11 protein-coding genes are annotated in these 13956 nt (G+C 32.7%); 1 reads left to right on the forward strand and 10 read right to left on the reverse strand.

The genetic code is table 11. From position 1 onward, the window contains the following. Nucleotides 1-117: 117 nt before the first annotated feature. Both FHL05_RS11400 and FHL05_RS11405 read right to left on the reverse strand, forming a co-directional pair. On the reverse strand, nucleotides 118-330 hold the full coding sequence (locus FHL05_RS11400) for a PTS sugar transporter subunit IIA domain-containing protein (protein ID WP_153522752.1): 213 nt from the start codon (nucleotides 328-330) through the stop codon (nucleotides 118-120). Nucleotides 331-348: 18 nt separating this feature from the next. Continuing rightward, a complete protein-coding gene (locus tag FHL05_RS11405; protein WP_153522754.1) occupies nucleotides 349-1338 on the reverse strand; it encodes a sugar isomerase in 990 nt (329 codons plus the stop codon). Between the two features lie 193 nt (nucleotides 1339-1531). On the opposite strand from FHL05_RS11405, the gene FHL05_RS11410 reads away from it, so the two are divergent. Next, a complete protein-coding gene (locus FHL05_RS11410; RefSeq protein WP_153385821.1) occupies nucleotides 1532-2254 on the forward strand; it encodes a GntR family transcriptional regulator in 723 nt (240 codons plus the stop codon). 131 nt (nucleotides 2255-2385) lie between these two features. Here FHL05_RS11410 and FHL05_RS11415 read toward each other — a convergent pair whose 3' ends face one another. The 8 genes from FHL05_RS11415 to FHL05_RS11450 form a co-directional block, all read right to left on the reverse strand. Beyond that, nucleotides 2386-4965 (reverse strand): glycoside hydrolase family 38 N-terminal domain-containing protein, encoded by a 2580-nt coding sequence (locus FHL05_RS11415; protein WP_153385822.1) that lies wholly within the window; start codon nucleotides 4963-4965, stop codon nucleotides 2386-2388. Continuing rightward, complete coding sequence (locus FHL05_RS11420; RefSeq protein ID WP_153385823.1) at nucleotides 4965-6086, reverse strand: PTS fructose transporter subunit IIC; 1122 nt, start codon at nucleotides 6084-6086, stop codon at nucleotides 4965-4967. Before FHL05_RS11420 ends, FHL05_RS11415 begins: the two co-directional genes overlap by 1 nt. Nucleotides 6087-6118: 32 nt before the next feature. Continuing rightward, nucleotides 6119-6439 (reverse strand): PTS fructose transporter subunit IIB, encoded by a 321-nt coding sequence (locus FHL05_RS11425; protein ID WP_153385860.1) that lies wholly within the window; start codon nucleotides 6437-6439, stop codon nucleotides 6119-6121. Beyond that, nucleotides 6439-6903 carry a PTS sugar transporter subunit IIA gene (locus FHL05_RS11430; protein WP_162000298.1) on the reverse strand — a complete coding sequence of 155 codons (465 nt, stop codon included), beginning with the start codon at nucleotides 6901-6903 and terminating at the stop codon, nucleotides 6439-6441. The genes FHL05_RS11425 and FHL05_RS11430 overlap by 1 nt, the downstream gene beginning before the upstream one ends. A 2-nt stretch (nucleotides 6904-6905) precedes the next feature. Continuing rightward, nucleotides 6906-8825 (reverse strand): BglG family transcription antiterminator, encoded by a 1920-nt coding sequence (locus tag FHL05_RS11435; protein WP_153522756.1) that lies wholly within the window; start codon nucleotides 8823-8825, stop codon nucleotides 6906-6908. A gap of 927 nt (nucleotides 8826-9752) precedes the next feature. Beyond that, on the reverse strand, nucleotides 9753-11117 hold the full coding sequence (locus tag FHL05_RS11440; RefSeq protein WP_420360963.1) for an NCS2 family permease: 1365 nt from the start codon (nucleotides 11115-11117) through the stop codon (nucleotides 9753-9755). Between the two features lie 255 nt (nucleotides 11118-11372). Next, nucleotides 11373-13472, reverse strand: coding sequence for an ATP-dependent Clp protease ATP-binding subunit (locus tag FHL05_RS11445; RefSeq protein ID WP_153385826.1), 2100 nt, complete (start codon nucleotides 13470-13472; stop codon nucleotides 11373-11375). A 15-nt stretch (nucleotides 13473-13487) separates the two neighbouring features. Next, entirely contained in the window at nucleotides 13488-13709 is a 222-nt protein-coding gene (locus FHL05_RS11450; protein WP_153385827.1) for a transcriptional regulator, read from the reverse strand. Nucleotides 13710-13956: the final 247 nt, after the last annotated feature.

Below are 13956 nucleotides of genomic sequence, written 5' to 3' on the forward strand. Positions count from 1 at the left end.
GTTCATTCATGGGGAATGCCTCCTGTAATGTTTTCTGTGGTTACTAAATATCATAAGGGAAGGCATTCCCTATTTCTATACAATTCAGAAATCTTTTATGCATTTACACAAGATATTTTACGCTCTCCCAAAAACATCAGTGATTATAATTTGTTTGTCTTTTGATTTTTTATCAATTAATCTACTTTTGATCTCATCCTTCATAACAAAATTTTCTACCGTATAAGCACAAAGTATATCAATATTAGATTGTTTACCTAATATCATTTCCACCGATGACTTCATTCCTTTTGCTAAAAAGGCGTGAGATGCTAATAATATCTTTATCATATAATTACCTCTACTACTTTATTTATAGCTTTCTTTCCACATATATCTACGTGTATTGAAATCTTCATGAATCACATATGATAATTGACGCATATAGACATTATTCAAAATCGAAGAGAATATTGGGTGATTAAAGTATTCCGAAATATGAGGTTCTAAATCGTCTAGCCCAATTTCCTTACCATCTAGTACATATAACTTCTTACCACCGAACCTTTGTTCAAATTTCAAAGCTCTTTCGTCTTCCGGACGAGTACGACCTGTCGAAAGTAGTTGGAAGAAGGATTTACTCTTATCTGTCACCTCAAATGGTCCATTGAAGAATTCATAACTATGAACCGTAGGAGCATTAAGTTGCAACATTTCTTCAAGATTACAAATTGAAAAGATATATCCTGCACCAAATGTGGGTCCACTTGATAATATATAAATAGTTTTTTGATTTTTATTTAATTCAGCCCATTCTTTAGCCAATGGTGTTGTATATTCGACAGCCTTACGATACATAGGATCCAATACGTCAAATGCTGCCATTGCGGCTTTATAGTGATCATACCCTTCTACCTCGTTAAGCAAGTTCATTGCAACACAGATACCAATACTTGCATTAACACGATCAATTCGACTCTCATCAAGAGCTAAACTATCATATTTAATAATGTAATCACATGTTTCAGTTAGCCCTGATTCATCAACATATAATCCAATTGTTGTTGACCCCATTTTTTTAGCAACCTTTGCAGAATCAATTGTTTCTGAAGTACCTCTCATCGAGCATAAAACAACTAATGTTTTTTCGTCAATATTCTTTGGTGTTGCGTAAATAAATTCACCACTAGTAAACATGTGTGATGAAATTTTTTTCGATTCTTGTTCCATAAAGTAATTAGCACCATAAAAACCTCCAAAAGAACCTCCAGCACCGACCCAAACAACTTGGTCGATTTTATTATTCATCTTACCCAATGCTTTTTTTACTGTTTCCTTTACTTCTTCTTGAATCTTCATAAAAACCTCCAAAATATTTAATTAAGATACATGTATCTTTAACAACTTGAATAATAAACCGTTTTCATACCAAATGCAAGACTTTTTAGAAAAAATGTCATTACATGTATTCTATTTTTTTGTATTTAAATGTATACATTTAAATACATGTTATGTATAATAAACTTGAAGATGTATTATTGGAGATGTCATCATGAGAAAGCAAAATAAATCAAAATCACTATTATATGAACAATTAACAGATACAATTAATAAAAGAGTCCAGGAAAACACTTATAAGTCAGGAGAAATGATTCCCTCCGAATTAGAATTACAACGTGAATTTGGTGTGAGCCGTAGTACGGTCAGAAAGGCATTAAATATTTTATCCAAACAAAATATTTTGATGAAAATCCCTGGTAAGGGTACTTTTGTTTCTGACAAAAAATCACCTATAAAAACTAAAAGCAAGCATTTTTTAAGTTTTACAGATAATGTTAAAAGATCAGGAAAAAAGCTTACAACAAAATTAATCTATACTAAAGATGTTAATAATAATGAGAAACAACGAAATTTCTTTAATATTAGTGAATCAGATAAACTAGTAAAAATTAAGCGCCTTAGATATCTAAACGGGGAGCCATTCTGTATTGAAACAACTTGGCTGTCGGAGAAGTACTCTGACATTACAAACAACAATTTGGATGGATCACTTTACCAAATCTTGAAAAAGAAATATGATTCTGCTCCTAATAATGGTCAGAAAACTTTTAAGATAATCTTTGCCACTCAAGAAGAATCATTTTTATTAGATGTTTCTCGTGGATCTGCCTTGATGAAGATAAATGACTACGTTTATGATCAAAATGGATTTCCACTTCATATTTCTGAGCAAATACTCAAAGGCGATAAATTCACTTATGCAGTGAATCAATAGTTCTTTAATAAAATAAGGATATATATAAAAAGAGCTAGCCCTGACGAGGACTAACTCTTTTTATATATATTAGAATCACTTTTAGCAATTAGTTTAAAATAATTACTTAAAATCACTCAATCATAATAAATTTAATCATCAACCTCTATTGAACATATTCCCATTGGTGGAATTTTAAATTTATTATTTTGAACTTTTTCTATTGCATTTACTTCCTTAGAATTTTTACCAAATAATTTTTTGTCTAATTGCTTTGTAACACGACTAACGTTCTCTAATCTAACAATATAACCAGACTCATTAAAGTATGCAGGATAAATGGAGCTCACTAAATAATTATCGGGGAGATTCAACACTTCTAGCTCATTAACATCAATATGATCTATATTAGGAAATTGAATTTTGTTATCAAGACGCTTATAAAAGAGGTTTAAGTTTTGATATTGATAACATGGAATTGATAAAGCTAAGTTGTTCGAATACTTTTTCAACGTCTCTTCATCAAATTCTTTTCCAATTATTAACCCAAATTCTTCAACAATATTACTTAATACTTCTGCATCAGGTGTTTTAATCATTATATGGCCACTTTTTGTTGTATCTCCAGAGGCACGTCCTGGTCTATACCCTAAATTGGGTTTCCCAAGTTCATTGGTCGTCGCTAGTACAGTTAACCAAATAATACCATTTACTTGTTGATACTCTGAAATATCATTTGATACTAACGATACGAATTTCTCATTATTTTTCACCGTAACACTATCGTCAAATGGATAGATGCATACTGGGACTTCTGCCCATTTTGGATTCTTTTTTTCAATTGCAGTACGTTTAATAAATCCAAATGGCACGGATGCAATGTGGGACTCAGAATTAATTCGTGTTCTAAAACCAACTCTTATTCTATGATCTAAAACCTCATTATCAAATTCAAATCTAAATCTGATAGTTTCACTACTCTTTAAAAGATAGATTCTCATCCTATAATTAACAAAATGAGTTTGACCTTGGTATTGTTTCTGTACTTGAGATACCGGTAACTCTTCAGTTCCCTCCAATATCATTTCTGAGAAAGAACCAAATTTTTTAGTAGAACACTTATTGAATTCTAACATTCTTTTATGACCATTTTCTAATGGTGAAAAATCATAAGTATCACCATCATTAGGAACATCTTCAATTAACAAAGCGTCATCAATTAAACTATCTGCAGTTTGAATTTTTAATTTTCCGTCGTGGAAACTTAACATGTATTTATCATTACTTATAGATGAATCAGTTGATTCCTTTTCTTTACTATCATTATCAGTCACTTGATCAGTCACTTGGAAAACTTTAAATCCAAGAGCTGGCAAACTCACTTTAACTAAAATCTTAGAGATATAATAGCCGTTTTCCTTAATATAATGATTCCCAATTTCATTTTGCACCAGTACGTTTTCTCTTGGCTCAACATATTTTTGTGAAATGATATCACTTTTGCAATCTTTTAATCCTGGATATTTCATAGCCGTTAATAGTGTAATTTCATTGAATCTATTAGTTCTATGAGCTGTTGTATTAAATAACAAGACTTCATTCTCTTTTAACTGGATTTTTCTTGATATTAAATTTTCAATCATGTTAATAATGTCATCTGCAATTTGTTGACCTTCTTTAATCCGTTGGATTATATCACGCTCCACGGAATCTGTAACACTTCCTGCCATACTGTCATGTGCTTGACTTTCCAAAAGTTTCTTCCAAGCACGAACCACAAATTTATGACTAATATCTACTCCAATCTCATTAGAAATTACCAACATAGGCTCGACAGTCTTAATCAATTTCATTTCAAGCTTTTTGGATTCAAGTTTTATATTCATACGACTTGAACTACTTGTTCTATGAACTCTTGCAAGTACTGGATCAATAAATTCTCCAACATAATCAGGTAAATCTACTCGATTTGATATCTTGTTGATAAAAGATTGATAATCGGTAATTTCATATTCATACTTTCCCAAATCATTAATACGATTAATTTTGTTACCAAAATCTTTAATGATATCTAATTGATCATTACCCGAGGGGATAAGGATATCATTCCCCTTTTCAACTTTCCTGATAAAATCAACAGCATTATCTAGCCTTTTATCGACATATCCACGGTTATCGTCCAGTAGCATCCCTGTACTATATCCTTGGGGCATATTAACCGCTGTAACATTATTTTCTTTACCCAGTGATTTCCAATTAAAGTAATATCCACCAACTTTTTTAACATCTAGTCCGCGCCAGAAAATAAAACTGGAAATTCCAAGGTGATTTAATATCACCGGCATTTGAGAATTAAAGCCAAATGTATCAGGCAAATACCCAACATTTAAGTACTGTCCATACTTTTGAGAATCAAGGATGCCAATCATCCCATTTCTGATCAGTGATTCTCCTTTAATATGCAAAGCATCAGGTTGAGTAAACCATGGTCCAATAATTAATTGACCTCTTTTAACTAACGACTTAACACTATCAGTCATCTCAGGCCTTATTTCTAAATAATCATTAAGTATCGAAATTTGGCCGTCTAATGTAAAACTAGCATCTTGATTTTTTTCTAACTCTTCAATTGCATCAGTAAATAATTTATCACTAAGAAAAATGGAATCCTCAGATGAAAAATACCATTCTCTGTCCCAATGTGTATGATTTACAATACTAACTCTTATCATTAACTTTCCCACTCTTCCTCAGAGAAATCATTGTCTTTTGTTTCATCAATAGTTGTTTCGTTTTGTGTTTCATCAACTGTTATTGTCTTACGAACTAATAAAGTTGCAACTGTAATAAAAGCTGAGCCTACAAAAATACCTAATAAATATACAGGCCAATTATTAACTGCAAACCAACCATAAAAGCCACTGATAGGAGCCTTATTAACTGCACCCAAACCAACAGCAATAGCACTACCTAGAGCCGAGCCAATAACATTAATAGGAATAATTTTTAGTGGAGATTCAATTGCAAAAGGAATGGCACCTTCACTAACACCAATAAGTCCCATAACAAATGATGCTTTGCCAGCCTCGTTCAATTCAGGGGTAAACTTCTTCTTATTAATCATTGTTGCCAAACCTAATCCAATAGGTGGAATAATAATTGCTACCTGTGCAGCTGTATTAGGATCGTAAACCCCACTAGTTAGTAAGGCCATTGCAGTCGTTACGGCAGCTTTATTAACTGGTCCACCTAAGTCAAAACCGACCATTCCACCAACGATGGCAGCCAATAGAACTTTATTAATACCTGTCATTGACTTCAACCAACTTGCTAGCCCTTCGTTTAATGCAGCAAATGGAGTACCAATAACATACTGAATTAAAATGAGTGTAACTAAAGATCCCAAAACAGGAACCAAAAATACAGGAACCACTGAACTCATTGCTTCTGGTAAATGAATGTGATCAAACATGAATTTACTTGCATAACCTGCAATAAAGCCTGATGCTAAGGCACCTAAGAATCCAGCGTTCATATTTGCTACCAAAACGCCTGCTACCATACCAGGTGCAATCCCACCTTTATCAGCAATGGAATAAGCAATAAATCCTGAAATAATTGGAAACATTAGACCAAGGGCTAATCCTCCCCAACCATCATCAGTATGTAAAAATTGAATAATTACATTTGAATCTGTTGCCCACTTAGTATCCCAAATATCTTGAATACCAAATGCTGAAGCTCCAATTCTTGATATTGCCATCAAAACAGCTCCAGCAATAACAACTGGAATCATATAAGAAATACCAGTCATTACATGCTTTTCTATATCTTTCCAAAATGACTTGCTCATTTTAAAATCCTCCTTAACTTATAAAAAATCCCCTAATTTTTATCAGCCAATGCTAGTGCATCATTAATAACTTTCTTTGCATTCTTGATTGGATCACTAACGTTAATATCCAAAATTTTCTTTCCATCAAATCGTTCTGAATCACGAACTTTAGTGTCAGTGGCAAAAATCACAGCCTCTCCAATTTCAACATCCTTTGCGGTCAACTTATTTCCGACTCCAGTGGCACCTTGTGTTTCAACTTTAATCAGAACTCCCATTTCTTTAGCAGCCTTACGAAGAGCTTTTTCTGCCATATATGTATGAGCGATTCCTGTGGCACATGCAGTTACTGCAATCAATTTTCTTTTCATCAATCTATACTCTCCTTATTTTTAAAAATATTGATAATATCATCTTTATTTCTTGATTGCTTCAGTGATTCAATAACGTCGTCATCCATTAATCTTTGTGCTAATAGTGATAGGACTCTCAGATGTTCTTTTGATTCTGATTCATCAGGAATTGAAAGCATGAATATAATGGAAACTTTATTACCATCCAAAGCATCCCAATCAACAGGTGTTTTTAATTTTGCAAAGGCAATAGATGACGTTGTTACAACACTCGATTTTCCATGAGGTATTGCTATTCCTTCACCTACCCCAGTTGTTCCCATCTGTTCGCGCTCCATCACCGAATCTACATATTTATCAATACTAGTAATAACGCCATCATTTAAAAACATTTTTGACATTTTTTTTATGACATCTTTTTTTGACTCAGCCTCAATTTCAAATTCCATTTGATTTTTGTTTAATAAATCTAAAATCTCCATAGTCATTTTCCCTTCAATAAATTAATGATTTGTTCTTTAGTTTTGCTTGAAATAATTTCTTTAATAATTTTCCTATTACTCAAGATATCCCAAAATCTATCATAAATTTTGTCCAATTCAGATTGTGGAGTATTTTGATTGAATGCTATAAAAAACACTAGACTAACTTTTTGTTTACCCCAAGTAATTGGATTCAACAGTTTCAACACTCCAATTTGTGATTGTTTTACATACTTTGGATTAGCATAAGGCGTAGCAATATTCTTAAATGATGTATATGATAAGTGCTCTCTCGCAATTGCACTTTTAATAGAATTAGGTTTTAAAATTTGGTTTTTTTCTAATAGAATCCCCATTTTTGTAATTGCATCTTCCCAGCTACTGGCCTTTGATATTAAGATATTTTTATCAGAAATCAGGCTATTAAATAAATTATCATTGTTATTGGCATCAATATCATTATTTTCAATTGCAATGTTGATTTTATTTTTTAATTCATCAGTTGAAACAACAGGACTAGCATAAACAACAGGCTTTGTTGGTGCGGAGAGTTCAATCGTACTTACAATTAAGTCAACATCCTCAATATCAAAATCTAAATATTCGTCATATGATAAAATTCGTATTATCTTGAGATTAGAAAACTCCCTTTTTAATCTTGCAGCTAATAATTGTGAAGTTCCTAAACCTGTACTACAAACAATGATGGTATTTACTATACCGTTTTTTGCTCGCTTTCTTTCTAAAAAAGCTTCAAAATGTAACGCCAGATATGCAGTCTCGTCATCGTTTATTGTTATGTTATATTTATTTTCATACAATTCCTTTAAATGAATTGCATTTTCAAATGCATAATTATACTTTCGTATTATTTCATCTTTATAAGGATTAGTTATTGATACTCCTAATTTCCAACGGTTTAATGATGAATTGATATGTAATAACAATCCTTCATACAGTTGATTATCAAAACCGATTTTCTTCAAGTATTCCAGTAATAAATTATTAGCATTAAGATTTGCCTTTACTTTACTTGCATGTTTCTTTCCTGCTGCTAATAGATGTAATTGAACATAATATATTTCTTGACTCGGAAATTTAATAGATAACTCATCTTCTATACTTCTTACCAAAACTTCGGCTTCTTTTAAAAAAGTTTCTGACTTTCCCCAATAAACACGATCAATAAATTTTCCTAACTTTATTCTTTCTACTGCTATTAATAGATGAACAAATAAAGATTGATATTCGTAATCGTTAAGAACCATATGTTCATTAATTATGAAATTGCTTAATACCTTATCTACTTTTGTTATTAATGATTTGGGTATTGAAAGATTATTATCACTAACTATTTTTAATTCATGTTCATTAATAATCGACGATGAATTAAACAATTGTCGAGAAATTACTTTCGTCAAAATCTTTCTTCTTTGCTCTTCATTTAAATTGAGTTTGAAACCTTTTCCTGATTTTCTTATCAAACTTACTCCAATTGATTCCAAACGCAATTCGATATTATCGATATCATCAAGGATAATCTGGCGATTCACAAAATATTTATCAGATAAATATTGAGTAGTTATATATACATCTGTATTAAGTAATTGACTAAAAACTAGTTCTCTTCTTGTACTTCTATCTAAATACCTATTTTTCTTGTTAAATTCAATTTCTGTTAAAATCTTTAATAACTTTTTATCACTACCTTTAATATAAATTCCAATTCTTGGTTTTTTTACTAATTCAACATCATAATTTTTTACATACACACCTATGACTTGCAAATCTTTATAAATAGTTTTGGTAGAAACATTAATTCTCTGAGATAAGTCTTTCGCACTTAGCGCCTGGTGGTCAGATTCCTTTTTATTTTCAACTAGTATCAAAATTAATTGAATTTGACGTTTTGTTAAGTCCATATCCTTACCTCCAATTCAAATATATCATCATTGTATCCGTTTACATATATGACCAACTTCCACATTAATGTGGAAGTTATTATCTTGTTCATAAAACACATTTATAGTAGTTATCTCTAAATTATTTAAATACTCCTTTTTATAAGTCAGAATACATTAAATAACTGAACATAAGAAATACTTTTTCATACTTCAATGACAGTGTTTCAGATCCAGATTCTTAATGGTCGACTGTTTATTAATTGTATTAACTAAATGATTTCGTCATCTGTAATAAATCAAAGTTGGCTTCCTTCAAAAGTAAATAACTTAACACATGATTGAAATATTCATTGGAACTACTTTCCAAAGAAAAACAAAAATTATAGAAATAAATTGATATATCATTAATGTTATCTTGGCTGTTGATTGATTTAATCAATACTCTTAAATATTCTCATAAACATGAGAAAAACATATTTTTTTGAGGGGAAACTGTATTTGATAATAATAGCCAAAGTAAATTTTCTCTGTCGTTATATAAACGTTACCAAATAGCTTTTAGACTGCTCTCTAAATGAATGAACATTTTCAACAACTTCTCCCCTTTGGTAAATTCTATCGTTCATTTCACTGCGGTATTTTTCAATGATTTCTTATATTTTGAAGACATCGGTTTCTCTTGCATGATTTCTTCTTCGAAATTTATCTGATAATAACTTTGGATTACAGTTATCTGAAATATTTTTAATCGGATGTTCAAATTAATTTTACAGTTTGTAAACGCAAAAAAGGATATCGCTAAAATTCATAATGCGATATCCCTAAAAATTAGATCTGTATTTTATCAAAGAAAATAATAGCAAATTCGAATTAATTAAATGTACTGCATATCATTAAAGTAAAATAATCAATTTATATAAAAATAGTTATCTGACATTTTTTGATTTATGCCAAACTAGCTTTTGGCAAAATATTGATAATATAAAGCAAGATTACAAAGACAACGAACAATCCATACATAATTGGATTGATTTCTTTTCTCTTACCTGCAGCGAGCATCGTGATTGGATAAACTAAGAATCCAAAAGCAATACCATAAGAAATGTTATAAGTTAATGGCATACCGACAATCGTTAAGAAAGCTGGCAGCGCAATTTCAAATCTATCCCATTGAATTTGTTTCATTGATTGGGCCATTAATGTACCAACGATAATCAGTACTGGTGCCGTTACGTTTCCTGTAACGACTGACAATAATGGCGAGAAAAACATTGATAGAGCAAACAAAACACCGACAGTGACTGATGTTAAACCGGTCCTGCCACCCACAGCAATTCCGGCTGATGATTCAACATAAGCAGTTGGAGGAGTTGTTCCAAATATTGATCCACTGACCATTGAAATTGAATCAGCCATTAGGGCATGTCCAATTCTTGGCATCTTGCCATTCTCATCTTTCATGACATCAACTTGTTCGGCCAAGCCAATCAATGTACCAGCGGTATCGAAGAATGCTACTAATAAGAAGATAATCACAACTGCCCAAAGTTGCGGTTGTTTAATATCAGTAATGTGTGCAACGCCGACACCAAAAGTTGGCTTCAAACTAGGAATTGCCGAAACAATATGAGCAGGTGCTGAAATTAATTTTGTCACTAAACCAACAATTGTTGTGAAGACCATTCCAATAAAAATAGCACCTGGAATCTTACGAGCCATCAAAATGGCTGTAACCAAAAGTCCGGTGATAGTTAACCAAGTCGTGGGAACCGCAAATGAACCAATAGCAACAAGCGATGACTTACTAGCTGTAATTAATCCACCGTCTTGCAGGCCGACAAAGGCAATGAATATACCAAGCCCTGAAGCAACTGCCAATTTCAAATCTTTTGGAATTGCATTAATTACGATTTCGCGCAACTTCATCAATGAAATTACCAAGAAAATCAAACTAGCAACGAAAACCCCAGCCATAGCGGTTTGCCAAGGAATTCCCATCGCTATAACGACTGAATAACTGAAAAAGGCATTATCGCCTAACCCTGGTGCAATCGCAATCGGATAATTAGCCAAGATTCCCATTAAAACTGAACCAACAACTGCAGTCAAAGCTGTTGCTGTAAAGAGTGAGCCTTTGTTCATCCCTGAGTCTCCCAAAACTTGAGGATTAACAAATAAAATATAAGCCATTGAAACAAAAGTTGTCAGACCAGCTAAAATTTCTCGTCTAACATTTGTTTTGGCTTCTTCGAGATGGAATAAACGTTCCAAAAAACTTAAATTCCGTCCATCTTGTAATGAATTCACGATAAAACGCCCCTTAGAAATAATTACTATTTTTCGAACTTTTCTAGTATTGCAGATTATTCGTGTTTTGACAAGAGAAATAGAAACATTTATATACTTTTTCTTAAAATTGTTCGTATTTAACTATTATTTTATTAATAATAATCAGTTTTTACTTAAATCTATGGTTATGCGTAACGCTATTGTTCGTGTTTTGCTTAAATTAGGTCAAAAAAAATAAGACTTAAACATCGAATGTTCAAGTCTTATTTTTAGGCATTAATTAGTTACTGGAGATTTTTCAGTGATTTTAATCGTACCATCGACTAAATCAGCTTGTAAATTCTTAACATCCAAGTTATCAAGGTAGAATTCAGCTACCTTATCTCTAATCTGTTGTTCGATAACTCGGCGTAATGGTCTTGCACCCATTGCTTCATCGTAACCTTCATCGATCAACCACTCTTTAGCTTCAGGCGTTACCTCTAAGGTAAGCTGCTTCTTGGCTAAATTAGTCTTAACATCGTCTAACATTAAATCAACGATTTGATTCAAATCAGTCTTAGAAAGATGAGTAAATTCAACAATACCGTTAAATCTATTCAAGAATTCCGGTTTGAAGTATGGTGCTAACAAATCCTTCAACTTTTCATCTTGAGGATGTTCATTACCGAAGCCAGCATTTGATGTTGCAATCACAATCGTATTCTTAAAGTCGACTACGTTACCTTGTCCATCAGTTAAACGTCCATCATCCATTACTTGTAATAACAGAGTTAAAACTTGTGGATTGGCCTTTTCAATTTCATCCAACAAGACGATTGAATAAGGATTACGACGAACTTTTTCAGTTAACGTATTGCCGTTATCCTCGTAACCTACGTAACCAGCTGAAGTACCAATCAATTTAGAAACGGCTGTTAAATCTGAATATTCACTCATATCCAAACGCACGATTGCGTCCTTGCTGCCAAACATATCCTTAGCCAATTGTTTAACTAATTCTGTTTTACCAACACCAGTTGGACCGACAAATAAGAAACTACCGATTGGACGATTGCTATCATCAAAACCAGCGCGGTTTCGACGAATAGCTGAAACGACCATATCAACTGCTTCATCTTGTCCAATGACCTTACTCTTCAAACGTTTGCCCATATCTTTTAAGTGCTCAATATCGCTAGCACCCATTTGTGATACTGGAACACCGGTCAATCTTTGAACCGATTCTGCAATATCATTAACTTTGGCTATAGGTTCTTGAGCTTGATGATCGTCTTGATTCAATTTAGTTTGAATCTCTTCAATATGTTTCTTCAAACTAGCAGCTTTTTCGTAATCTTCTTTTTCAGCTGCTGCAGTTTTATCTTTTTGAGCTTGCTTCAAATCTTTTTCCAAGCTGACTTTATCAGTTACAGGATTTTTAGCAGCTAAGTGAGCCGCAGTCATATCGATCAAGTCGATTGCCTTATCAGGTAACGACCTTTGAGGAATATATTGAACTGAATAGTCAACGGCTGCCTTTAAAACTTCATCAGGTAATTTGACGTGATGATGGTTTTCATAAGCGCTGCGTAAGCCCTTCAAAATAGCTAAAGTAGCTTCTTTACTAGGCTCATTAATCGTTATATCGTTGAATCTTCTAGCCAAAGCAGTATCTTTCATAATCGTATTCCGATACTCATCTTGAGTAGTTGCACCAATGACTGAAATCTCGCCACGACTTAAAGCTGGCTTAATAATATCCGCTAAACCTTTACTACCTGAATCTGAACCAGCTGAACCGGCACCAATTATTTGATGGATTTCATCAAAGAACAATACCACATTTCCAGCTTTTTTGACTTCTTTTAACAAGTTTTGAATATTTTCTTCAAAGGAACCACGGTATTGTGTCCCTGCTTCAAGTGAAGACAAATCGATTGAAATAATTTGTTTGTCCTTGATTGCTTCAGGAACGTTGCCTTTGACGATTGCTTGGGCTAAACCTTCAACAACCGCTGTCTTACCAACACCAGCATCACCAACTAAAATTGGATTGTTTTTTGTTCTCCGACTTAAAACTTCAGCTGTCTCTTGAATTTCTTTGTCACGGCCAATAACAGGATCAAGCAAGCCTTGTTTAGCCTCTTGAGTCAAATTACGGCCTAACTTTTCTAACATTGTGCCATTTTTTGACTTACCGTTACCTTCATTAATGGGAATATTCTTTCCCGCTTGTCGTGCCTCTTGAAATTTTGCTAATTCATCAGGAGTCAATTCTTGACCATTCACATAATACTTAGCTTGTGAGTTGCCATTTTGTTGACTCATCAATCGTTTAAAAATCTCGTCCATATTGTCGCTAAAAGGATCTTCATCCCAAAATGATCTTGCCATATATAAAAAGCCTCCTCATTTAAGATAATGCAACTCCAATTCGCGCAGAACTTTCCACATTTCCGTATCCTGCGCCTTGGCAATTGCCTCTATATCGCGCAAATTTAAAGATGTGGCAGAGGTTTGTTTTTTATTAAATGATTTATGCAAAGTCGTATAACCATACCCACTTCGTTTTGAAATCACATATATTGTTAAGTCGTTGTCTTCTAAGTATGATTTAATATCTATCCACATATTTCCAACCTCCACAAGTACATTATAGCACATTTGTGATATATTACAAATGTGAAGTATCACAAATGTGACATAAAAAAAAGAAAGATTCTCACTAATAGAGAATCTTCCTCTTTGAAAATTATGGCTGTACGATAAATAAAGTTGATAGGTATTTTGCCATCAACTTTATTTTTGTATACCATTTATTAGTAATAACCATTTAAGAACACCAAAAAAGGACACCATTCATGCCCTTTAGATGTTC

Source organism: Companilactobacillus halodurans (assembly GCF_009600995.1).
GTDB lineage: Bacteria > Bacillota > Bacilli > Lactobacillales > Lactobacillaceae > Companilactobacillus > Companilactobacillus halodurans.